The organism is Flavobacterium phragmitis, from assembly GCF_900112575.1.
Classification (GTDB): Bacteria; Bacteroidota; Bacteroidia; order Flavobacteriales; family Flavobacteriaceae; genus Flavobacterium; species Flavobacterium phragmitis.
This window is the reverse complement of record NZ_FOMH01000007.1, coordinates 38826-64152: the sequence shown is the minus strand read 5'-3', so window position 1 is coordinate 64152 and position 25327 is coordinate 38826. Positions and strand designations below refer to the sequence as shown.

Annotated in this window: 16 protein-coding genes; 4 read left to right on the top strand and 12 right to left on the bottom strand. The window is 35.0% G+C overall.

Features of this window, described 5'->3' with window-relative positions; all coding sequences use genetic code 11:
* Positions 1 to 20: 20 nt before the first annotated feature.
* The gene (locus tag BM289_RS13395; protein ID WP_167365426.1) at positions 21 to 782 is read left to right on the top strand and encodes a type 1 glutamine amidotransferase domain-containing protein; all 762 of its coding nucleotides are present in this window, start codon (positions 21 to 23) and stop codon (positions 780 to 782) included.
* Positions 783 to 1121: 339 nt separating this feature from the next.
* Positions 1122 to 2279: an iron-containing alcohol dehydrogenase gene (locus tag BM289_RS13390; RefSeq protein WP_091494349.1), complete on the top strand. Its 1158-nt coding sequence runs from the start codon at positions 1122 to 1124 to the stop codon at positions 2277 to 2279.
* 221 nt (positions 2280 to 2500) lie between these two features.
* Here the strand turns inward: BM289_RS13390 and BM289_RS13385 are convergent, their stop codons facing one another.
* Positions 2501 to 4912, bottom strand: coding sequence for a toxin-antitoxin system YwqK family antitoxin (locus BM289_RS13385; protein WP_143102080.1), 2412 nt, complete (start codon positions 4910 to 4912; stop codon positions 2501 to 2503).
* A 252-nt stretch (positions 4913 to 5164) separates the two neighbouring features.
* On the opposite strand from BM289_RS13385, the gene BM289_RS13380 reads away from it, so the two are divergent.
* Positions 5165 to 6160, top strand: a complete 996-nt coding sequence (locus tag BM289_RS13380; protein ID WP_091494345.1) for an NAD(P)H-dependent glycerol-3-phosphate dehydrogenase — start codon at positions 5165 to 5167, stop codon at positions 6158 to 6160.
* Between the two features lie 139 nt (positions 6161 to 6299).
* On the opposite strand, the gene BM289_RS13375 is transcribed toward BM289_RS13380, so the two are convergent.
* The 4 genes from BM289_RS13375 to BM289_RS13360 form a co-directional block, all read right to left on the bottom strand.
* Complete coding sequence (locus tag BM289_RS13375; protein ID WP_091494343.1) at positions 6300 to 6707, bottom strand: hypothetical protein; 408 nt, start codon at positions 6705 to 6707, stop codon at positions 6300 to 6302.
* 164 nt (positions 6708 to 6871) lie between these two features.
* On the bottom strand, positions 6872 to 7891 hold the full coding sequence (gene pheS, locus BM289_RS13370; RefSeq protein ID WP_091129601.1) for a phenylalanine--tRNA ligase subunit alpha: 1020 nt from the start codon (positions 7889 to 7891) through the stop codon (positions 6872 to 6874).
* Positions 7892 to 7975: 84 nt separating this feature from the next.
* Positions 7976 to 8425: a hypothetical protein gene (locus BM289_RS13365; protein WP_244165373.1), complete on the bottom strand. Its 450-nt coding sequence runs from the start codon at positions 8423 to 8425 to the stop codon at positions 7976 to 7978.
* Between the two features lie 152 nt (positions 8426 to 8577).
* Positions 8578 to 8934: a hypothetical protein gene (locus BM289_RS13360; RefSeq protein ID WP_091494339.1), complete on the bottom strand. Its 357-nt coding sequence runs from the start codon at positions 8932 to 8934 to the stop codon at positions 8578 to 8580.
* A gap of 382 nt (positions 8935 to 9316) precedes the next feature.
* On the opposite strand from BM289_RS13360, the gene BM289_RS13355 reads away from it, so the two are divergent.
* The gene (locus BM289_RS13355; protein ID WP_091494336.1) at positions 9317 to 9862 is read left to right on the top strand and encodes a CvpA family protein; all 546 of its coding nucleotides are present in this window, start codon (positions 9317 to 9319) and stop codon (positions 9860 to 9862) included.
* Positions 9863 to 10088: 226 nt separating this feature from the next.
* On the opposite strand, the gene BM289_RS13350 is transcribed toward BM289_RS13355, so the two are convergent.
* The 7 genes from BM289_RS13350 to BM289_RS13310 form a co-directional block, all read right to left on the bottom strand.
* Positions 10089 to 12497 (bottom strand): glycoside hydrolase family 95 protein, encoded by a 2409-nt coding sequence (locus tag BM289_RS13350; RefSeq protein ID WP_091494334.1) that lies wholly within the window; start codon positions 12495 to 12497, stop codon positions 10089 to 10091.
* 81 nt (positions 12498 to 12578) lie between these two features.
* Positions 12579 to 14525: a sialate O-acetylesterase gene (locus BM289_RS13345; protein WP_091494332.1), complete on the bottom strand. Its 1947-nt coding sequence runs from the start codon at positions 14523 to 14525 to the stop codon at positions 12579 to 12581.
* Positions 14526 to 14639: 114 nt separating this feature from the next.
* A complete protein-coding gene (locus BM289_RS13340) occupies positions 14640 to 16130 on the bottom strand; it encodes a cellulase family glycosylhydrolase (protein WP_208610253.1) in 1491 nt (496 codons plus the stop codon).
* 97 nt (positions 16131 to 16227) lie between these two features.
* On the bottom strand, positions 16228 to 18465 hold the full coding sequence (locus tag BM289_RS13335; protein WP_091494330.1) for a glycoside hydrolase family 3 C-terminal domain-containing protein: 2238 nt from the start codon (positions 18463 to 18465) through the stop codon (positions 16228 to 16230).
* Between the two features lie 87 nt (positions 18466 to 18552).
* Positions 18553 to 20124, bottom strand: coding sequence for a GH39 family glycosyl hydrolase (locus BM289_RS13330; protein WP_091494328.1), 1572 nt, complete (start codon positions 20122 to 20124; stop codon positions 18553 to 18555).
* Between the two features lie 382 nt (positions 20125 to 20506).
* Positions 20507 to 22513: a glycoside hydrolase family 97 protein gene (locus tag BM289_RS13315; RefSeq protein WP_091494320.1), complete on the bottom strand. Its 2007-nt coding sequence runs from the start codon at positions 22511 to 22513 to the stop codon at positions 20507 to 20509.
* A 344-nt stretch (positions 22514 to 22857) separates the two neighbouring features.
* On the bottom strand, positions 22858 to 25257 hold the full coding sequence (locus tag BM289_RS13310) for a glycoside hydrolase family 31 protein (protein ID WP_091494317.1): 2400 nt from the start codon (positions 25255 to 25257) through the stop codon (positions 22858 to 22860).
* Between the last annotated feature and the right edge of the window lie 70 nt (positions 25258 to 25327).

The window sequence follows — 25327 nt, the reverse complement described above, 5'->3', positions numbered from 1 at the left end:
TTTGTTCAAAATTTAATCTTATGAAGAAAATAGCATTACTCGCAATAATTGCATTTACAGCTGTAAGTACCTCTGCTTTGGCTCAAAAATCAAATAAAAAAGAAATGAAAAAAGTATTATTTGTTGTAACCAGCAACGATAAGCTGGGCAATACCGGAGAAAAAACAGGATTCTGGTCTGAAGAATTTGCTGCTCCTTATTATGAATTATTAGATCAGGGTGTTGAAATTTCAATTGCGTCTCCACTTGGAGGACAACCGCCAATTGATCCAAAAAGTGCCGATCCTGCTTCGGCAACAGAAGACACCAAACGTTTTGACGCTGATAAGGTTTTACAGGAAAAATTAAAAAACACTATAAAGCTGTCAACGGTTAACCAAAAAGATTATGACGCTGTTTTTTATCCAGGAGGTCACGGTCCGCTTTGGGATTTGGTGCAGGATCAAAACTCTATTGCTTTAATCGAATCTTTTTATACACACAATAAACCAGTAGCTTTTGTTTGTCACGCTCCTGCTGTTTTGAAAAATGTAAAAGTAAAAGGGGAATATCTAGTAAAAGGTAAAAAAATAACCGGATTTACTAACGAAGAAGAAGAAGCAGTTGGTTTAACTAAAGTGGTTCCGTTTTTATTGGAAGATGCTTTAGCTTCAAACGGCGGTATTTTTTCCAAAGGACCAAACTGGCAACCTTATGCTGTAGAAGACGGACTTTTAATTACAGGGCAAAACCCAGCATCTTCTAAATTGGTAGCTGGAAAATTGTTACAGAAATTAAACTAAAGATGCTGAGATACTAAGTTGCTAAGATTCTAAGATTTTAGCAACTTAGACTTTATTAAAATACCGCGTTGAGTATAATCTAAAAAAACAATTTAACACATAGAAACATAGATTTTTGTGTAAAAGCAAAAGAGAACAAAAGAAACTAGTTTCCACACATAGCTAAACTATGTGTTTTTAAATTAGTGAAACGACTTTTTTAAATTTTCAAAAACTATGTTTCGATGTGTTGAAAATAATTAGACCCAACAGGTTAAAAAATTAAAATAATAAAATCAACCCGATGCTAAAAAACTTAGAATCTTAGTTTCTCAGCATCTTAGAAACTCAAAAAAAATCATGCTTAACTTTGAATTATACAATCCGACAAACTTAGTTTTCGGGAAAGGACAAATTGAAAAACTTTCGACCCTAGTTCCAAAAAATGCCAAAATTCTTTTGGTTTACGGAGGTGGAAGTATCTTTAAAAACGGAATTTACGATAAGGTAATGGCTAACTTAAAAGGTTTTGAAATTGTAGAATTTGGCGGTATTGAACCAAATCCAAGATTTGAAACTTTAATGAAAGCGGTTGATGTTATTAAAGCAGAAAAAATCGATTTTATTTTGGCTGTTGGAGGCGGATCTGTGATTGATGGTGTGAAATTTATTTCAGGCGCAGTTAATTTTGAAGGAAATCCAATTGATATTCTCCAAAAAAGAATTTTGATTAAAGAAAATGCAATGCCGTTTGGAACTGTTTTAACTTTACCAGCAACGGGAAGTGAAATGAATTCTGGCTATGTAGTAACCATTGAAGCAACGCAGGAAAAATTATCTTCTGGCGGAAGCGCTTTGTTTCCTCAATTCTCTATTTGTGATCCAACCGTAATTGCTTCTTTACCAAAAAGACAACTTGAAAATGGTGTTGTTGATGCTTACACACACGTAATGGAACAATATTTAACGTATCCAACTGATGCCTTTTTGCAAGATAGAATTGCCGAAGGAATTCTACAGACTTTAATTGAAGTTGGTCCAGGTGTTGTTAAAAACCCAACCGATTATACTTTGGCATCCAACTTTATGTGGAGCTGTACAATGGCTTTAAACGGATTAATCCAAAAAGGAGTTCCGAGCGATTGGGCGACTCACATGATTGGTCATGAATTAACAGCATTATATGAAATTGATCACGCCAGAACTTTGGCAATTATTGGTCCAAGTTTGTATACTGTAATGTTTGATTCTAAGAAAGAAAAACTGGCGCAATACGGAAGAAGAATCTTTAATCTTTCCGGTTCTGATGAAGAAGTGGCAAAAGAAGCCATCAACAAAACTGTTGAGTTTTTCCATACAATGGGAATGGACACCAAACTTTCGCAATACACAGAAGACTACAGCAAAACAGCAGATTTTATCGTAAATCGTTTCGACGAAAGAGGCTGGAAAGGTCTTGGTGAAAAGCAATTAGTGACTTTAGATAAAGTGAAATCTATTGTGGAACTTTCTTATTAGTCACAGTATTCTGTGACAGTTTACAGTTTTAACAATCACTGAAAACTTTGACTGCAACTGAAAACTATAAAAAAAGGCGTTCTAACTTGCTCAAGAACGCCTTTTTAAAATACTAAAACAAAACTAACTAACTCAAATCTTTTTAAATTCATTAAAATTCTAATTTATAAAGACTTACAACGTAGTGCTAATTGTTTTATTGTATAAGTATGAAAATATTTTTATTTAAAATCTTCATTCATTTTCTGTTCCAATATCTTAATAAGATTTTCGATTTCTGCTTTGACATTTTCAAACTCAACGTTATTCTTTTCGCCTATTGTTTTTTCCTTGAAAAACGCTTTTAAATCATATGAATTATTGGCATTTTTTAGTATCAAAGTTCCTACTTCGGGTTTCTTGGCTTTATCAATTCTTAAACCGGCAATTAAACCGCCTTTTAGTTCATTTCCGAATAATAGTTCAACATCTTTTTCTGATGAGATTTTGTCGGCAATCAGATTAAAATTTTCTTCGATTGTTTTATCGTGATTTAAGTAAGAACTAAATACTGTACTGAAAATTTCGGCATCTCTTCTTTCCTCATCATTATTATCTTCGATTGTTGTAAATAGCTTTGCTTCGATTGCATTGTTTACTTCATAATACAAAACGCTTCCTGGTTCAGTTGGTGTTACATTATTAACTTCTACTGATGAACTGGTAACCAAAAGTTTATTATTTATACTGAATTTACCAATTGTTTTTCCATTCGATTTTTCCAAAACAATTTTTCCTTTCAGCTTATGTTGCAATTCTTCGAGTTCAATTGCTTTATTTTTTAATTCGAAATGATAACGGTTAAAATAATGCATCGCAAAAATATCAAAGTCAAAACTTTGCAGAATACCATTTTTCCAATGCTTTGTAATAAACTGACGTTCCAATTGTATGTATTCTGGCCCATCAACTATTTTACCGTCTTTGTAAGTTGATTTTATATTATAATTTGGATATTCGTATTTCTCCAAATTCTCTAAATAATTATTTGAATACTGATATTTTATAATACCGTTTTCATAATAATCTACGTGAGTAAATTCACTTGAATCTGTGGCAAAATAACCCGAAAAAGGTTTGTCATTTTTATAAGTTCCAATATAAGAATCCTGTCTGTCCGAAGTAATTAAAAAAGATTTATTAACGATTTTAGTTCTTTTCCCATTTTCAAAATAGATGGTTTTCTGAATATTATTTTCGTCTTTTTTATCGTATTCGCTTCTGTAATAAATCTCTTCTGCTACAGATCCTTTTCTATAAATAGTGCTTTTTTTCGATTCTACTAAAGTTCCTTCGAAAGGCAGATCATTTTTATATTCCAGTTTTCCTGTTATTTCCCGGTTATCATAAAAAACAGTTTCTCCATTTTTAACATCGTTTACAACAGTGTACGTTTTAATTGGATCGTCGAGATAATAATTAAATATTTTCTGTACGCCATTTTTCTTGTAATCAGTAACGTTGATTAATTCGTTTTGTTCCTCTTCATTTTTAATAACAAATGTCCCGTTAAAAGGTTTTCCATCTTTATAAATCCCTTTTGCCACAACAGTTCCAGACTCCTCTTTTACAATTGTTTCTCCGTCTTTTTGACCATTTTTATAGTTTTGATTAACGAATAAATCACTAGCAAATCGTTCATCAAAATTGCCTTCAAAAGGCTGTCCGTTTTTATAAATTCGTTTTGCTTTTATACTTCCGTCCGAATTGTATTCTATTTGATCTCCTTGTGCTTCTCCTTCAGAATATTTTACTGTTTTTAAAACTTTTCCGTTTGGAAAATATTGAATTTCCTCACCATTTTTTTGTCCGTTTTTATAACTGGTTTTGGACTTTAGCGCAACAGCAAATTTGTTTTGGAAATAATAATCGTAAACCGTTCCATTCGCAATTTCACGTCCATATTGCTCAAAATCTTTTTCATTAATAGTCTGTAAAACTTTGCCCGATTTATCGTAGTTAATCTGCTTAAAAGGTTCTGTATTTCCGTTTGCAATATCATACCAAATTTCCTGAGCCAACTGTTTTGAATTTGCCCAGAATATCTTTTTTCTGATGATTTGTCTGTTTTTGGTTTTTCCTGTTTCATCACGAATGATCATTGCTTCGGTCATTCGGATTGGTTCTTCTCTTTGTGCCTCATTGTCGGCTTTATTCAAGCGGTAATCATCCCAATTTAAAACGTCTTCAAAATCACCATTTACCGGTTTTCCTCCTTCATATTTTCCTTTCATTAACACAGAACCATCTTCATGATAAAGGATGGTTTCGCCATCTTTTCGTCCATTTTTGTACTGAATGGTTTTTAATTTTTTACCATTTGGATAATAATACGTTAAATTAGAAACTCCAGAAAAATTATAAAATTGATAAAAAGAAGCATCAAAGCCATTTTCATCAAACCAAACAACGTCTCCAACATAGTTGTCTTCATTATCCTGAAAAGCATATCCCTGAAATTGTGGCGTATTATTGATGTAGAAATCTTCTACTAAAACCAGGTTTCCTGATTTTTTTAAAGGCTGCATTCTATAAAAAGAAGCGTTTTCTTTAGTGGTATTTTTCCAATCGGCGTCGAAATAAAGTGGTTCCATGTTTTGGGAGTAAGAAAATACAGTTGTAAATAAAATAATAAGAGTTGAAAATTTATTAATCATAACTGAACGAATTTTCTCAAAAATACTGTTTTTAAAGCAAATTTGGATTCTAAAAACTGAGATCTTGTAAAATTCGACTCTCTTTTGAATTAAAAGAAAACTCTTCAGGAGTGCTTTCTCAAATTTCTTAAATCAGATTTTGCTTTATTAGCACATTATTAAGTACTTTTGTTTCAAATTAATAAAATAATGAGCGAAAAGTTAAAATTTGCAGTAATTGGAGGAGGAAGCTGGGCAACGGCAATTGCCAAAATGTTATGTGTGAATCTTTCAGAAATTGCGTGGTATATGCGTAATGAATCTGCAATTGAACATCTTCAGAAATACAAACACAATCCCAACTATTTAAGTTCTGTTGAATTTGACACCAACAAACTTAAACTGACAAGCAATATAAACGAAGCGATAGAATATGCAGATTACATCATTTTTGCTATTCCTTCTGCTTTCCTGGATGCCGAATTAAAAAACATGACGGTTTCTTTATCAGATAAAATCATTTTTTCTGCTATTAAAGGTATCGTTCCAGAAACGAGTTTAATCGTTGGCGAACATTTTCACATTCAATATGATATACCCTACTACAACATCGGAGTAATTACAGGTCCTTGTCATGCGGAAGAAGTCGCATTGGAAAGACTTTCTTACTTAACGATTGCCTGCGGTGATCCGGATAAAGCAAAAACAGTTGCCAAATCACTTTCCGGAAATTATATTAAAGCTAAAATTTCAGATGATATTATCGGAACTGAATATGCCGCAATGCTGAAAAACATTTATTCAATCGCTGCCGGAATTGCCCACGGTTTAGGTTATGGCGATAACTTCCAGTCGGTTTTAATGAGTAACGCTATTCGTGAAATGAAAAAATTCATTAGAAAAGTGCATAAAATGAAACGTAACATTAACGATTCGGCTTATTTGGGCGATTTATTGGTTACAGGATATTCGGTTTTCTCAAGAAATAGAATGTTCGGAAATATGATTGGAAAAGGTTACACTGTAAAAAGCGCCATGATGGAAATGAGCATGGTTGCAGAAGGATATTACGCAACAAAAAGTGCTTATAAACTAAATCAAGGTTATGGAGCCAAAACGCCAATTATTGATGCCGTTTATTCGGTTTTATATGAAGGAAAAGATGCTAAAACGGTTTTCAGAAAATTAACAGAGTCTTTGGATTAAATTCTAAAGAAAATAGAATAAAGAACATAGAGAATAGACCTCAACTTTGAGAATAAAAAAGAGTCAATACTTATTTAATTTTGTATTGACTCTTTTATTATCTTAAAATCTATTTTATTTATTCTATACTCTTTTTTCTTTACTTCACCATAACCCCTTCAACAAACAAAATCGGCACTTCTTCCGTATTGTTTTCGTCAAGCGAATTGGCTTTAAAAATAAACTTCTTATCGTACAAAGTATTTCCGATGAAGAAAGTTACCATGAACTCATTATTAAGCGCTAAAAGGCTTTTTTCAATCAATTCTATCTTTACAACAGAAACCGAAGGCACCTCAACAAATGCATGACGCAGAATTGATGTTTTCTTCATTTCGCCATCAATCGTTCCAAACGCTTTTGAAACCACCATAACGCTGTCTAAGTTAAAATCACTATCATTAACCAAGTAAGCGTACCACACTTTTTCCATAAAATCGTCACTCCATTCTTGAACAGCGGCAAGAAATACGTTTTCGACTTCTGGAATTATTATATCTTTTTTCATCTATTAAATTTTAAAAACCTTTGTCAAAGCCTAAAGCTTCCACAAAGGTTTGTTTATTGTAAAGGTAATTTATAACGTAAAGCCCTAGCCCTGATGGAAGCGGCATCCTTTTGTCTCGTTTTTTCAACGAGACAAAAGATACAGCGGACAGCAGGAAACAGCTCCTAAATATTAGCTTTAAACTGCTCTAAGAAACGAACATCATTTTCATAGAACATACGGATATCTCCAATTTGGTATAAAAGCATCGCAATACGCTCTACTCCCATTCCGAAAGCAAAACCGTTGTATTCATCTGGATTAATATCACAGTTTTTCAAAACGTTTGGATCAACCATTCCGCAACCTCCAATTTCCAACCAGCCTGTTCCTTTTGTGATACGGTAATCGGTTTCTGTTTTTAGTCCCCAATAAATATCAATTTCGGCACTTGGCTCTGTAAATGGGAAATAGGACGGACGAAGACGAATCTTAGATTTTCCGAACATTTCTTTTGTGAAATAAAGTAATGTCTGTTTCAAATCGGCAAAAGACACATCTTTGTCAATGTACAATCCTTCCACTTGATGGAAAATACAGTGCGAACGAGATGAAATAGCTTCATTACGGAAAACACGTCCTGGAGAAATCGTACGGATTGGCGGTTTATGATTTTCCATATAACGCACCTGAACAGATGATGTATGCGTACGCAACAACACATCAGGATTGGTCTGAATGAAAAACGTATCTTGCATGTCACGCGCTGGATGATATTCTGGCAAGTTCAATGCGGTAAAGTTATGCCAGTCGTCTTCGATTTCTGGACCTTCAGAAACGTTGAATCCGATATTAGCAAAAATATCTATAATCTGATTTTTAACGATAGAAATTGGGTGGCGCGAACCAATAATTACTGGTTCTGCAGCACGCGTTAAATCTCCAAAAACTCCTTTAGACTCTTCTTTGCTTTCAAGCTCTTCCTGAATTTGCTTTACTTTTTCTTCAGCAACCGCTTTTAAAGTATTGATTACTTGTCCAAAATCTTTTTTCTGGTCGTTTGGAATATTTTTAAATTCAGTAAAAAGTTCTTTAAGCAAACCTTTACTTCCTAAATATTTAATACGGAATTGTTCTAACGATTCTTTATTTTTCTCATTAAAGGCTTTAGCTTCCTCTATGTGCTGTTTTATCTTATCTATCATTTTCCTTCGATAATTGAGAGTACAAATTTAGTGTTTTTAGTTGAAAGTGTGCGGTCTCAGACGCAGTTTTAGGTTTTCCGTAAATTATTTTATCAGATTTAACTTTTCTTCAACTTGTTTAATCTTTAGATGCCAATAATCTAAACCTTCCTGATTGGTTACTGTTTCCTTTCTAAAATTCGAAGAAATGCGATTTAATTCATGCCAGTTTTTATTCGAATCCCTTTCTTTTTCCTGTTTTGTAGCAGGTTCAATTCTGGTGCGCCAAAAATCCATATTTTTAAAATAGGTCTTTTTTATGCCTTCAAAATATTCAATTAATTTTTCTTTTGAATTCGGAATATACCCTGGCCCGCTGCAACCGCAAGAATGAAATGTAATACCAACAGAAAATAAACTTTTAATATGTTCCCACTTTTTGACATCGTCTTTTTTAGGTGATTCAAAATCCAGTCCCATATTGGCCATTAATTCTCCACATTGCGGACATTTGGCTTCAAAAACCGATACTTCTCCTTTTTTTATATCCACCATCAATCTTCTTTTAAAAGTCTTTCGACAATTAAAACAAGCATAATGAGGTTTATAGGATGTCATTGCGTATCTGCACATTTTATTTAGTTTTCAGTATTCAGTCTCAGTCTCTGTCCAAATTGCAAACTGAGACTGAGACTGTAAACTGGACTCTACTCAATAAGTTTTCTTTCCAAAAAATAATTTACAATTGCTTCTTTCATTAAAACCGACTGTTCACCTGCTTTTAACGGCGGTAATTGTTCTTTTATTTTGTAGTGTGGCCAGCCTTCGCTATCAAAAAAATCAAATTCGTAATAACCATAAGGTTCTAACAATCTGCAAATGGCAATATGCATTAGATTTAATTTTTCGTCTTTCTTAAATTGACGATGCACTTTTCCGAGTTCCTGAACTCCAATTAGGTAAATTATGGCATCCAAATCTAAGTCTTCGCCTTGCGAAAACTGATTTGAAAGCATATCGACGAGCTTTTCCCATCGTTCTTTTAACTGTATATCTCTAGACATTATGTGATTTTAGATTGTTGATTTTAGATATTAGATTGTTGAAAAACTGATTCTGAAGGGGGGCAGAATCGCAGTCTGATTTCTAAACTTTGATTTAGCAAAGATACATAGTTCATATACAATGTGCCTAAAAATTTTAAACACATAGCAACATAGTCCAGATAGCTATCAGGATTAAGTCAAAAACTAAACTAAAAGAAACTAGTTTCTAACACATAGCCCAAACAGTTATAACAATTTGTTATTACAATTGAAACGTCTTATTATGTGTTTTCTAAGTGTTTATGTTTATCATTATTTACAACCTCTGAACCTTTGCAACTCTGTCACTTTGAACCTCAAAAAACCTATCTTTGCTCCTCATTTAACACAAAACCCAAACATGAGTTTTTTTGATATTATTGTAGCCGCGCTTTTAGGATACAGTTTGTATAAAGGCATTAAAAACGGACTTTTTGTAGAAGTTGCTTCTTTTATTTCCCTGTTGTTGGGAATTTATCTTGCCATTAAATTTTCCTCTTTAATGACAGGAATGATTTCAAAACACGTTTCTTGGAATCCAACCAACATTCAAATTACAGCTTTTATCCTGACTTTTATTTTAGTCGTTATTGGCGTTTATTTCTTAGCAAAAATTTTAACCGGAATTGCCGATTTTGCCATGTTAGGTTGGATGAATAAACTCGGAGGCGGTTTTTTCAGGGTTTTAAAGACCATTCTGATTCTGAGTATTTTTATTGCTTTGTTTGAGAAAATCAATTTCAATAATACATTCGCTAAAAAAGAAACTTTAGATCATTCTATTTTTTATAATCCAGTGAAAAAAGTGGCTGCTTTTGTTTATCCATCGATTGAAAAATGGTACGAAACGTTCAAAAAGGAACATTCTGAAAAACCAGAAGAAGAAAAAGAACAGACAGATAAATAATACTTACATTGTCAAGAATTAAACCCGACAGGTTTTCAAACCTGTCGGGTTTGTTATTCAAAAGCCTCAGCGAGGCGATATATTTATAGAAATTAAATCACACGAATGTAAAAAAGCTCAAGCGTAGCGAAATATTTGATTGCGAAAATTATATTTCGCTCCGCTGGAGCTTTATTTTGTAGATGTCTATTCTGTTCTATAAATATTGCGCTTCTCCGAAGCTTATTTAAAAATTGATTTCCTTCTTTTCTCCTTTATTCAAAACAAACTCTTGTTTTTTATCGCCAAAAATCAAAGTTGTTTTCCCACCATTTTTAGAAGAAACAGTTACTCTTTGCGGTTTTTTATCGGTCCAATTCATTTCAATTTCAAATCCTCCTCTAGCACAGATTCCTTTTACAGAACCTTCTGACCAAGCGTCTGGTAAAGCAGGCAATAATCGGATTTCGTTTTCGTCTGATTGAACCAGCATTTCGGCAACGGCAGCTGCGCCTCCAAAATTTCCATCAATTTGAAATGGCGGATGAGCATCAAATAAATTCGGATAAGTTCCTCCTCCTCTTCTTGGTTTGTCCGTTTTCTTTCCGTCTGGATCAACGTAGCGCAATAATTCACGATACATTTTATAAGCGCGATTTCCGTCCCAAAGTCTTGCCCAAAGATTGATTCTCCATCCTTTTGACCAACCTGTGGTTTCGTCTCCTTTTATTTCTAATGTTTTCTTTGAGGCTTCTGCTAAATCAGGAGTTTTCAAAGGTGTAATATGATCACCAGGGAAAAGTCCGAATAAATGTGATTGATGACGGTGTTTTGGGTCATTATCTTCCCAATCAAAATACCATTCTTGAAGATTTCCTTTTTTACCAATTTGATACGGATACAGTTTTGAAAGTGCTGTTTCCAGTTTTTTTCTGAAATCGGCATCTGTATTTAAGACTTTTGACGCTTTTATCGTTTTATCAAAACATTCACGAATCATGGCTAAATCGGCAGTTCCTCCATATAATGTAGCACCCACAAAGCCGTCAGCCAGTTTATATTGATTTTCTGGCGAAGTTGATGGCGAAGTAATTAAGTTTCCGTTTTTATCTGGAACCAACCAGCCCAAACAAAATTCTGCAGCACCTTTCATTAACGGATAACCTTCTTTTTTCAAATAAGCTACATCTTGACTAAAAGCATAATGTTCCCAAATATGGGTACTCAACCAAGCTCCTGCCATTGGCCAGCATGCCCACATGGGGTCTTCTTTTCCGAATTGTCCAACCGGATTGGTCATTGCCCATATATCTGAATTGTGCGCTGCCGCCCAACCTTTATCTACACCGTAAAAAGTTTTAGCAGTGATTTTTCCTGTTACCGAAAGGTTTTTAATGAAACTCAAAAGTGACGTATGCATTTCAGAAAGATTGGTGTTTTCTGCCAACCAGTAATTTTCTTCCAGATTGATATTCATTGTATAATTACTGCTCCAGGGCGGATTTACATATGGATTCCAAAGTCCTTGTAAGTTTGCCGGAACGCCCAAAGTTCTCGAAGAACTGATTAACAAATAACGTCCGAAATTGAAATATAAAATCTCAAGATTTTTATCTTCTTTTCCGTCAGTATAACGCAATAAACGTTCATCTGTTGGTAAATCCGGAGCGGTTGTTTTTCCTAAATCTAAGTTGACACGACTGAAGAATTTTTGGTAATCGGCAATATGAGATTCTTTTAATTTGTCGAATGCTTTTGCGTAAGCTTTATTCAGATTTTCTAACGCAATTGACACATCGTCTAAACCTTCTGAAGCCGGATTTTTGTCGAAACCATTAAAGCTTGTTGCGACAGAAACAAAAATAATCGCTTCAGTCGCATCTTTTAACGTTAAGGTTTCCCTGGAACTTGTAATCGTCCCATCTGTTTTTTTGATTTGAACTAAACCTGTAAATCTTGTACCTCTATCTTTTAAATTCAGATATTTTTGGGGAACATTATATCCAGCATTTTCATGAATTGGAGCAGAACCTCTCAGCACCAAAATATTATTTCGAACTTCAACATTTGACTGCAAAAGGCTTTTTAGATTAATATCGAAATTCAAAGCTCCTTTTTGATCGGCTGTCAATTTGATGATCATCACTTTATCTGAAGCAGATACAAAATATTCGCGAGTATATTTTATGCCCGCCATTTCGTAACTTACTTTTGAAATGGCATTCGAAAGATCCAATTCGCGATGATAATTGACCGCTTTTCCTTTTTCGGAATTATTAATTTCTAATGTTCCTAAAGGTGCATACGATTCGGAGTTTTTTCCTTGAACTTTTTTATTTAATTCTTCCGCAAGTTTGTAGTTTTCCTTTTGTAAAGCTTCACGAATTGCTGGAATATTTTTGTAAGCTTCTGGGCTCATATTGGCATTTACGGGTTCACCCGACCAAAGCGTAATATCATTCAAATAAATTTTATCTGAATTGGCGCCTCCAAAAACAGTCGCTCCCATTTTTCCGTTTCCTAAAACTAAACTTTCTTCAAAAAATTCTGCAGGTTGTTTGTACCATAAAACATTTTTGGACTGTGCTGAAATGGTTGTATAGCAAGATGTGAGAAGTAAGAGGAGAAATATTTTTTTAATGATTTTTGGATTCATAGGATTATTGTTTTGGATTATGTTTTTTGCATCTGGTATTTCTACAAAAACTATCGTATTAATTCTTGTACCTTCAAATAACTATTTACTCACTTTATATTTCTCATTTGCCGTAATCATTTCCCAATTATCAGTTCTAAATGGCGACGCTGGAAATTTCTCTTTGTTGAAAAGATTAATTGTTGTATCATCATCTGCCCAACCGTAATGCACTGCTACGGGATTTTGAACTTTATCACTTGAAACGATTATTTTATTGTCTTTTATTATCGCTTTAGCGGGATGAAAAACTTTGTCTTTACCTGCAATTTCAAAACCTTTTAATTCATCGTTATTTGGCGTTGATAATCCGCTGCCGATGTTATCGAAAGTCAGGATAATTTGATTTCCTTTTATTTCCTGAGATTTATAAGTTGGTCCGCTGTAAACTTGTTTTTTCCCGTAAATATTGTTTAGCGCTGTTGCTGCCAAACGTAATCCGATGTCCTGTTTGTTGGTTGGGTGAATGTCTTTTGCATTTCCAATATCAGTCGTCACGGCCATTCCAGTGTTTGGCAGTTTTAACGTTTCAGATTGTGCTTCGCGAAGTTCTGCCCAACGGCTTCCTTTTTGGCTGTTTCCTCCAAATTCATCAAAAGTGGATAATTGAACGAAGTAAAAAGGGAAATTTCCTTGTTTGAATTTGGTTCTCCAATCGTTGATCATTAACGGAAATGATTTTTTGTATTCTGCTGCTCTCCATACATTGGCTTCTCCCTGATACCATAAAACACCCTGAATTCCATAAGGAACCAATGGATTTACCATGGCATTGTACAATAGCGAGGGATAACTGTTTGGCGATAATGCCGCTTTGACCATAATAACTCTAAACTTCCAATTTCCGTCAAGCGGAATAACTTTACTTCCTATTGTTAATTTCAAATCTTGAGATTCTCCATAGATACCGCCACCTCCGCTGTTATCGACAATTCTAACAGCAATTACATTTTTCCCTTCTTTTAATACATTTTCGGGTATCTGATAGATACGTCTCGCATCCCATTGTGTATTTCGGCCCACTTCGATTCCGTTTACATATGTAATATCTTCGTCGTCGATTTTTGCTAAACTTAATGTAGCTTTATTTTTAATGTCTTCTGCCGAAAGTGTAATGGTTTTTCGCATCCAAACCACACCATCTAAATCGCCCAGCGGCTGATTTTCCCATAAACCTGGCGTGTTTAATTCGCCCCAAGAATTATCATTAAAAGAAAGTTCTTTAAATGATTTCTCATTGTCATTGCTAACGGGAGTTCCCTGAATTTTTTCGACTCTTTCTTTCATTTTTCTGGCATATAGTTTTGAAATAGAGTCAACATTCAAACTCGGAACATCGGCAATCATGTTTTTGAATTCATTGCTTTTTTCGAAAGCTTCGCGGCTTGTCCAGGTTTCTACATTCGTTCCACCCCAAGAAGTATTGATGATTCCGATTGGGATTTTTAATTCTGAATACAGTTTTCTAGCGAAATAATATCCAACTGCTGTAAAGTTGCCTACATTTTCTTTGTTGGCTTCTTCCCATTTTCCTTGTTTTAAATCGTCTTTTGGAGTTCCGCTTAAATCTTGTGCCACGCTAAAATGACGAATCATTGGATAATTAGCATCTGCAATTTCTTTTTCGGCGTTCATGGTTTTGAAAACCTGAAATTCCATATTCGATTGTCCGCTGCAAATCCAAACTTCTCCAACCAAAACATTTTTGATGGTGATTTTATTTTTTCCGATAATAATTAATTCAAATGGTCCACCCGCTTTTTCTGGACTTAAATTTACCGTCCATTTTCCGTTTTTATCAACTGTTGTTTTCTTAATTTGTTTGTTGAAATGGACTTCTACACTTTCATTCGCATCGGCAAAACCCCAAATCGGAATTTGTTTGTCTCTTTGGAGCACCATTCCGTCAGAGAATATTAAAGGCATTCTCACATTAGCATTAGTTAAAATGCTAATTAACAGAAAAATAAATATTATACTCTTTTTCATTTTTTTGATTTTAATATTTTTTAAACCATATAAGTGATATAAGATATTTTAAGTTTTTATTTAGCAATGTACTTAAATTTACTTATATCACTTATGTGGTTTAAGCTAAATTTTTTACTTTAATCCGTCTAATAATGCATTTAAAGCTTGTGTGTCAAAAACAGTATTGTTGGTTCTATTAATGATTCCGAAACCGTTATTTCCTAAACTTCCTTCGTCCCAATAAAAGGGCAATAGTCCGTTTGCTTTTGCTGTTTTTACCACCGTTTTTAAATAATAGGCTCTTGAATTTAAATGTAAAGTCAGCGCATCTCCAGTTAAAGTTGTTCTGCGAATTGCTCCAAATTCTCCCAATAAAACTGGAATTCCTTTATCTACAAATTGCGTTTTCATCAATTTGAAATTCTTTTCTAAATCGGCTTCTTCTCCCCAAGTTGCATTTCGTTCTGTATCGGTCGTAGAATGAAATCCTGCTCCCCAGTAATAGAACATTTTTCCCCAAGTTTCATCTTTGGTCAAACCTGCAAAATTCCACGGAGAATAATAATGAACTTCGACCATCATTCTGCCTGCAACTTTATCTACTGGCAATGTAGTCATTAATTTGTTTGTTTTTTCAATATCTGTTGTTGGACCTTGAACGACTAAAACACGCATTGCATTTTTTCCTCCTGTAGAACGAACCGCATCAATAAAAGTCTGATGATACGAATTTAAAACTGCCATTTGGGTAGCATCTTCAACTGCTGGTTCGTTGGCACTTGCAAAAAGTAAATGTTCGTCAAAACCTCTTAAATGCGTTGCAATTTGTTCCCAAAAAGCCTTTTGTTTGGCATTGTTTTCTACTTTTTTAGCTTCGGTAATATTGTTTTCCAGCCAGCCGCCGTCCCAGTGAATGTTTACTACAACATACATGTCATTGTCAACGCAATATTGAACCACTTCTTTAACTCGGTTCAACCAATCTGTTTTGATTTTTGCTGTTGCGGCATTTTCTAAATTTTGGTTCCAAGAACACGGAATTCTGATCGCATTAAAACCGTTTGCTTTTACAGCATCAATCAAAGCTTTCGTTACTTTTGGATTTCCCCATGCTGTTTCTCCTCCGGTTGCTTCCAACGTATTTCCGATATTCCAGCCTAATTTGATTTTTGCTGCCAACTCAACTGCAGAACTTCCCATTCCACTTGCATCCGCTACAATTGGATTTGTATTATAACTCGGATATAAACTTCCTGCGACCTGAGAAACTGAAATTGTCGCAGACGGTACTTCATTGCCTGTTAATGTAATCACTGCATTTCGAAGAGCCGTAGTCGTATTTTCTGAAGCGGTAATTTTTACCACTGTTTGTCCTGATGTTCCAGTAGTCTGACTCAATTTTATCCAACTCGCAGGATTACTCAAAGTCCAAGTAATGCCGTTAGAATTAATCGTTATTTCAATTGTATTTTCTTTGCTTTCAAAATCAATTTTATTTGAGCTTGCTGTCAATGTTTTTATACTAACTGATGTATTTTCCTTATCTGAACTGCAAGCTGAAACTCCTAAAAAAGCAAAACATAAAACAAAAGACAGGAGATAATCTTTGATTGTTTTTTTCATTTGGTTTGGTTTAAGTTAAGTGTAAGTTTTTAAAATCAACGCCAGCTTTTTATGGGCTGGCGTCGATGGTTTGTTTATTTTATAGCAATAACAAGTTTTATTTAATTGTTACTTGAATTTCTTTTTTAATATCTCTTGAAGATGTTCCCAATTTGATAGTATATTTTCCAGGCTCAACTGTCCATTTTTTAGACGCAACATCATAATAAGCCAGTTCTTTAACTGGTACTTTGATGGTTACTTTTTCTAAACTTCCAGCTTTTACATCCGCTTTTTTGAATCCTTTTAGCTCTTGTGCTGCACGAGTAATTTTAGAATCAGATTTTGAAGTATATAATTGAACAACTTCTTTTCCGTCTACTTTTCCTGTGTTTTTAACGTCAACTGTAACTTCAATTACATCGTTTTGAGCGTACGAATCTTTATTTGCTTTTGCATTATCAAGCGCAAAAGTCGTGTATGATAATCCGTAACCGAAAGGATATAACGGCGTCACATTTTTAGTATCAAACCAACGGTATCCAATCAAAAGTCCTTCAGCATAATTTACTGTTTTGTCTCCAGGAAAACTGTTTGTAGCATGCGCAGGAGAATCTTTTAAAGCTACTGGCATTGTCCAAGGTAATTTTCCTGACGGATTTACTTTTCCTAAAATAACATCAGCCAAAGCATTCCCACCTTCAGAACCATTGAACCAGCTCCAAACTAAAGCAGAAGATTTTTTGCTTACTTCATTAATATCGAAAGGCGCTCCGGCAACCATTACTACAATAGTTTTTGGATTAACTGCCAATACTTTTTTGATTAATTCTTCCTGTCCAAAAGGCAAGTGCAAATCTCTACGGTCTGAAGCTTCAGTTTCGTAATCACGGTTTGAACCCGCAAAAATGATCGCAACATCTGAGTTTTTAGCTACATCAACCGCTTCTTGAACTTTTGCTGGATCTATTTCGTCAATTGTAACTGGTCCGTTAGCCGTAATATTTCCTAAGTTTCCTCTGTTCTTTTTATCGTAACGCTCCAAATATCCTTCTGCGTAATTGATTTTAACTGATGAAGGAAGTCTGTTTTTAAGACCTTCAAGAGGCGTAACTTCTCTTTTTGTTTTAACACCAGCTCCAAATCCGCCAAGAGCGTTTTTCTTTGTTGCATTGTTTCCGATCACCGCAATAGATTTTACTCCGTCTAATTTTAATGGTAATGCATTATTTTCATTTTTCAACAATACAATTGCTTCTGCTGCAATTTTGTATGCGTCTTGGTAATGTGCTTCGGTTGCGATGCTTCCTTTTACACGCTCGCCTCCGCCCATTGCTTTCACTTGGAATAAAACTCTTAAAATACGTTTTACATGCAGATCAATTTCTTTTTCTGAAACTTCTCCAGATTTTACGGCTGCAATTAATTTATCGGCTAAGAAAAATTCATTGAAAGGTTTTGGCGTTCCCATTTCAATATCCAAACCATTTTTCAAAGATTTTGCTGTTGAATGTACCGCAGCCCAATCTGAAACTACTACACCTTTGAATCCCCATTCGTCACGAAGGATTTTATTCAACATATAATCATTCTCACATAAATATTCACCTCTAAATTTATTGTAAGCTCCCATAATGCTGTATGCTTTTGCTTCTTTTACCGAAGCTTCAAAAGCAGGAAGATAAATTTCACGAAGTGTGCGTTCGTCAATTTGTACATCGACAAAATCACGATTTGTCTCCTGATTGTTTGCTGTGTAATGTTTTACGCACGCCATTACATCTTTTTCTTGTAAACCAACAATCAAAGGCACGGCAATTTTTTTATTCAAAAATGGATCTTCAGACATGTATTCGTAAGTTCTTCCTCCAAGCGGAGTTCTTACCATATTGATGGCTGGCGAAAGCAACATATCTTTATCTCTGGCACGCAATTCTTCTCCTAAACTGGTTCCGAAAGTATGCGCCATTTCTGCGTTCCAAGTTGCTGCTAAAGCTCCACCTGCCGGGTAATATGTGGCAAAATCGTTTGTCCATCCTGCTGGAGCCCAATTGTCTCTTGAAATTTCCTCGCGAACTCCCAATGGACCATCGGCCATCTTTAATTCCGGAATTCCTAAACGTTTTACGCCTGCGTTTGCAAACATGCTGTTTCCGTGAAGCATTCCTACTTTTTCTTCCAATGTCATCTGTGAAATCAGTTTATCGATTTCTGCATCGTGGTCTGCGCTTATTTCTTTTCCAACGTATTCTTCGGTCTGCGTCGAATTTGAAGCTAAGGTCTGTGCATCATTTTTACAAGAAGTAAAGAATGCAAAAACCAAAGTTGCTGAAAGGAACATCATTTTGTTTTTCATAGATAGTTAGGTGTTTTTGGATTTAAAGTTTTTTGATTCCTCACGCATAGACTTCAAATCCAGTTAATAATTATATTGTTTGTGGTTTTATTGTTTGATTAAATTAAGAAAAAAAACATCATTCTCATTGATTTTAAATTCCTTGCTAAAAGTTCCTTTTCCGTCAATTGTAACTTTTTCTGTAGAAATCGGCGCGCCGTTATTTTTCTCTTTTATTGAATTAACTTGCTCACGTGTTAATTGACTTGGTTTATTCATCGCCAGATAATCCGCGTAAGCGTCATTCACTTTATAACCGACTTTGTAAATTTCTAAAAGATATTTTCCTTTTTGCATTCCGTCAATTTCAACTTTCACTTTTCCTTTTTCTTTTGATGGAAGATCTTTAATGTAATAGGTTTGATTCAATTCTTTATCACCAGGATGCGTATTCGTAAAATCCCAAAGCAAAACCTGCACATCGCCTTTTGCATTTTTAGAAGTCCAAGAAGCTTTATCTGAATTTTGAAGTTCTGTTTCTCCCAATTTATTCAATAAATAATAAGAGAAATAGGCTGGTTTTTTAATTCCCTGCGTATTCAATAATCCGAAACCTCCATGAAAAGGCGTAAATCTTGGCCCTGCTTCTTCAAAAATATCGGTAAAAACCCAATACGACATGGAATTTGCTGCATTGCCGACTTGTTTTAATTTCTGCAGAATATAAGCTGCCGAATGATAACTATCGTGAATTGGATCTGCTGGCGTATAAGAAGAGCTCCATTCTGTGTAATGCAATTCCAGATTTGGTTTAACAGATTCTGTAATCAATTTTCTTGAATTGATAATTTCACCGCTTACACTCCATTCATCCTGATTCAAAATTGTTCCCGAAGTTCCGAATTCGTCCAAATAACCATGTTTCACTCCATAAGTATGTGTTGAAACAAAATCCATCGGAACATTATTCTTTGCACAAAAATCAATTGTTTCAGCAACCCATGCTGAACCTGCTGTTGCTGGTCCGCCGACTCTGTAAGCTGGATTTACTGCTTTTACACCACGAGCTGCGTAATTATATAATTTGAAATATTCTTCCTGAGTTCCAGTCCAAAATCCTGGAGATAAATTCGGTTCGTTCCAAACTTCAAAATACCATGTTTTTACTTCCTCATCTCCATAACGTTCTTTGAAATGCTGAATTAAATTTCGAACTAAATCTTCCCATTTTTTATAATCTTTTGGAGGCGTTACATTGCCGCGCCACCAAAAAATGGTTTCTTTTCCGCTTGCCAAAGCATTCGGCATAAAACCTAATTCAACAAACGGTTTCATTTTCAGGCTCACAATATAATCAAATAAAACATCTACATATTGGTAATTGTATTCTGGTTTTCCTTTTTCGTCTTCACGATAAACCGCCATATCATCAGACAATAAACCATGAAAACGGATGTACTTAAAATCGCATTCTTTTTTAACCAATGCCAATTGCTGCTGCCAATCTGCACGAAGACCTTCATTCGCTCTTCCGGCACCAATGCATTCTTTAAACATGGTGTTTAATTTTCCTGCTTCTTTTTTATAATCAACTTTTATGGTTCTGTTTTCAGCATTATTATTTTGTCCAATTATTTGGATTGAATGAATTAAAACGAGTATTATTAAAATTCTTTTCATCTGAAAATGGTTTTGTTTATTTTTTGCCACTCCCGATAGCTATCGGGATAATAGGACTCTTTTCTTTTTCTTCTCTCGCAGATCTGGCAGATCAAGCAGATTTTTTATTTTTTCAATCTGCAAAAAAATATGCCACAGATTAAAAGAATTAAAAAGATTAAATCTGTACAATCTGCCAGATCTGCGAGAGAAAAAGAAAAAATCCTTTTCAATCCTTTTAATCTGTGGCTAAATATTTTATTTCTAATATATGTTAGAAGCACTGCAATGCGTCTCTACAAATTATGCGTAATCTTTGCGTTAATCAAACCCGACAGGTTTTAAAAACCTGTCGGGTTTAACATCTAACACTTAACCTCTAACTCTTAACTTCTAACCCAAATTACATTTTTTTGAATCTAACAGCTCCACCACCAGCACCGCCTAATTTCAATTGTAATTTATCTGAAGCTTTTACCGTTTTCTTAGAAATTGCTACTGCTTCCGGATTGTGTTTTTGATCTGTTCCTTCTGCATCCACATAAATCTGTGCTTCGTAAGTGGCATTTGGATCTAAGAATGATAATGAAACCTCAACATTTCTTGGTTTTTCATTGGTCAAAGTGCCTAAATACCAATCGGCGCTGTTTCTGTCTTTTCTTACTGTTGTGATGTATTCGCCAATTTTTCCTTCTAAGATTTTAGTGTCTTCCCAATCCGTCGGAACATCTTTTAGGAATTGCAACGCTGGTTTTCCTTCGTAGTTTTCTGGAAGATCAGCCAACATTTGAATTGGAGAATAAATCGTTACATACAATGCCAATTGCTGTCCAACTGTTCCTTGAATTCTTTTTCCTGGATAGCCTTGTTTTACCTCAACATCAAAAATTCCAGGCGTAAAATCCATTGGACCAGAAAGCAATCTTGTAAACGGAATAATACTTAAATGGTTTGGCGGATTTCCTTCGCTCCAAGCGTTATATTCTTGTCCGCGTGCTGCTTCTCTTGAAACCATGTTTGGATACGTTCTTCTTTCTCCTGTATCTTTAATTGATTCGTGGTAAAGAACCGCTAAATCGTATTGCGCTGCTTTTTCTAAAATGTATCTGAAATAATTTACTCCAAACTGTCCGAAGTGCATTTGTTTCATGTTCAATCTAGAACCAACGTGGCCGATTTTTACAGTATGAATTCCAAGTTTTTTGTACAAGGCAAAACCTTCATCAACTTCTTTTAAATAGTTAATTAAGTTTGAACCTGTTTCGTGATATCCGATTAATTCGATATTCTTTTTCTTTCCGTATTCTACTACTTTTTCTAAGTCGAAATTGTCAGCACTTTTCGTGAAACTGAACATGTGCATGCGGTTTTCATACCAAGCTGGCGTCCAGCCTTTGTTCCATCCTTCGATTAATAAATGATGAAAGCCTTCTTTTGCTGTAAAATCAATATATTCTTCAGCATGTTTGGTTGTCGCACCTTGTTTGTCGCTTTCCCAGAAAGTATATTTCCCAATGTGCATTCCCCACCAGATTCCTAAATATTTGTACGGTTTGAAATAGCTGTTTGTATTTTTTAATTTATTTGGTTCATTAAGATTTAAAACCAAATAAGAAGTAATCAATTCACCTGGATTTTCTCCAATTTGAATCGTTCTCCAAGAAGAAGTAAACGAATCTTTTACACGAACTTTTACTCCATCGGCCCAAGGCACCAAATCCGATTTTAATTCAGTTCCTTTAGTGTTTACCAAAGTCATACTCGCGAAGTCATACAAGTTGGCTTCGTGGAAACTTAACGCCAATCCGCTTTTACTTTCGATTGTTAATGGAGTCAAAACGGTATCAAGTGTACTAACCGGAGCGTCTTTAAATAAATATTCATCACGATCTGGTCGGTTTGCCGGAATCCACCATGCTTTTCCGTCTTCTTTTAAATTGAAAGTTGTTTTTTCATCCATGATGAAAATACTGTCTTTTACATTTTGTTTTGGATACACATATCTAAAAGCAACTCCGTCATCAAAAGCACGAAACTGAATTTGTAGTTTTCTTTTGTTTCCTGTTTTTTGCTGTAAATCGACTACCAATTGATTGTAGTGATTTCTGATGTTTTTCTTTTCTCCCCAAACTTGTTCCCAAGTCTCGTCAAACGTAGAAGTTTTTGCCCCTTTTATTTCAAAGTTTGAACTTAAATCTTCATTTCCTTTCAATACAAATCCCATATCCGACGGAGAAATTACTTCTGTCTTTCCGTGAGAAACTGCATATTTTGGAGCATTTTTTACCAGCTCAAATTTGATTGTATTCTTTCCGTTTGGCGATGCCAATTCGTAAGCATTCTTAGTTTTTTGACTGTAGCCAACTGCTATTGAAAACAGTACGGCTGGGAGAATTAGATAGTTTTTCATGTTTTTTGGTATTATGTTTTTTTTGCACAGATTAAAAGGATTTTTTTCTTTTCTCTCGCAGATTTGGCAGATTGTGCAGATTTAATCTTTTTAATCTTTTTAATCTGTGGCTATATTTTTTAAACACATAGAATCATAGCTTATTAAAGTCTTTAAAAAAGGCGTTTCACTTGCATAAATTCACATAGTCTATGCGTGAGAAACTAGTTTCTTTCTAACTTCTTTTATTCACAAATAAAAACCTATGTTTCTATGTGTTTAAATATTTTTATTTTTTGCCACGAATTACACTAATTTACACGAATTAAATTTGTGAAAATTCGTGCAATTCGTGGCTAACTTTTTTATTTAATCCACTCTGTTTTGATAGTAGTTTTTCCGTTTAATGGATTTGCTGTTACATCAAAATTGTTTCCCGTTTTGTTCACTTTTATTTCTTGTACAGCATCGCCTTCTGGTAAAAATACTTTGGCTGTTGCCGAAGTGGTTTTGTCGCTTGCAAATACTTTTAATGTCAGTTTGCTCCAATCCATATCTTTTGTAGATTGCGCTAAACCAATGTGTGGAATTGCAGTTCCGTCTTTTACCAAAACTACGATTGGCACTTCGCCCGCTTTGATTTTATGCCATCCTGATTGGTACACTTTTTTAGTTTGGTAATCAATCCAAGTTCCTTCTGGAAGGTAAACATCTCTTTCTTCAACTTCTTCAAAAAGCGGTGCAACCAACATACTTGAACCAAATAAATACTCATTATCAATTAACCAAGCTCCCGGATCATTTGGATATTCTACAAAAAGAGCTCGCATCATTGGCAATCCTTTTTGAGAACTTTCTTTTGCCTGTGCGTAGATATATGGCATTAATTCGTAACGCATATTATCTGCTTTTCTAAATCCTTCCAAGAATTCTTTGCTATATAACCAAGGCTCACGCGGAGGTTCACCGTGGCTTCTTACGTGCGATGTGAACATTCCAAATGGCGTCCATCTTCTGTAAATATTCTCAGGCGATTTGGTTGCAAAACCTCCAACATCATGACTCCAGAAACTGAATCCGCTAAGACCTAATGAAAGTCCGCCACGTAATTCTGCCGACATTGCGCCGTTTGAAGTTTCAGCATCTCCGCCCCAATGTAAAGGATAACGCTGTGATCCGGCCCAAGTACTTCTAGCCCAGATTAAAGTGTATCCTTTTTCTTTTTGAGTGATTTCTGCAACCGCTTTATTGTATCGTAATGGATATAAATTATGTTCGTAGAAACCTGTTCTTCCAGAATGGTAAATTCCGTCTGGCGGTGCTGCTTCTCCAAAATCTACTTTGAAAACGGCTACACCTTCGTCAAATAGTTTTTTCAATTTTCCTTGGTACCAGGAAATGGTTTCTGGGTTTGAGAAATCCAGAACCGCATCTTCATAAGGAAGATTTCCTTTTCGGTCTCTTACGGCTAAATTTTTCTCCATGATTTCTGGGAACAAAGTGTTCTTTGGCGTGAAATAAGGCAACTGCCAAAGACAAACCTGGAAACCGTCTTTCTTCAAATCAGCCATCATTTTGGTTGCATCTGGGAAACGAGATTTTGCAAACTCATAGTTGTTTCTCCAATCTACATCAAACCAACCTGTATCAAAATGAATAACATCGGTTGGGATTTTGTATTTACGTAAATCTCTTGCTACGTCTCTTCCTTCTTTTTCAGAGAAATACGTAATACGGCTCATCCAGAAACCGAAAGACCAAAGTGGTGGCATTGCTGCCTTTCCAGTCAAATTGGTGTATTGATCTAAGATGTCTTTTGGTTCTCCAATGAAGAAAAACAAATCGGCTTCGTCGTCTCCAATATACATTTCGTTGGCACTTGAAAAATATTTTCCGAAGTCCACTGTAATTGGTGTTGAATGGTGCATGAAAACGCCATAACCACGGCTACTCATGTAAAACGGAATTGGTTTGTACATGGTTTCATTTTGGATTCCGTTCGCATCATCTGTCCATAAAACTACTTTTGAACCGCGTTTGTTGAATTGCGTAAATGATTCACCACATCCAAATATTTTTTCGTCTGGTTCTAAACTGAAAGCCGCGCCCATACTTCTTGAATAATCGCTGTTTCTGCGAACATAAGAAAACGGAAGTGTCGGTGTATAGGTGTTTTTAAAGTCAGTATCGTGAAGTGTACTTGTGAGTAATTTTCCTTTTTCATCATAGATTTTTACGTGCCAAGGTTTTGTCAAAATTTCAACTCTACCGTGTTTGCTTGTATAGCTGTGACCACCTTCGATTTTAGCATATTTCCATAATTCTGGGTGATTTGGTGCAACGCCGTCAACCAACATCAAGGATTCTTTTTGTGGATGAAACTGTGGCCCTGAAGTCGTTTTGATTCGAAGAGTTCTATCAGAAACGAACTGAATTTCGAATGGCAAAACAGGAGATTCTGCATATTCCGTTGTTGGAAATTCGTTTGCTTTTTCCACATCTGGTTTCATCATCATGTTGTTGAAAGCCTGACGCGTTTTGTAATTGTATCTCAAATATTTTATCGTTCCCTTTGCAGTTGCTGGATCAAAAGAAGCCAATTCGTCTGCGAAATAAAACGTATTCAGATAGTTCTGAAAATCTTTGCTGATATCGATTGGTGCGTTTAGTACATCTGCGTTTTGGATTTGAGCTGATGCTTTTGGCGTCAAAACAAATCCAAGCATAAAAGCTGAAAACAATGCGGTTAGTTGTGAGTTTTTCATTAGTTAATTTTTATATTTTCCATCCTACAAGGTTTCCAAAACCTTGTAGGTCTTACTATTATTTTTTATC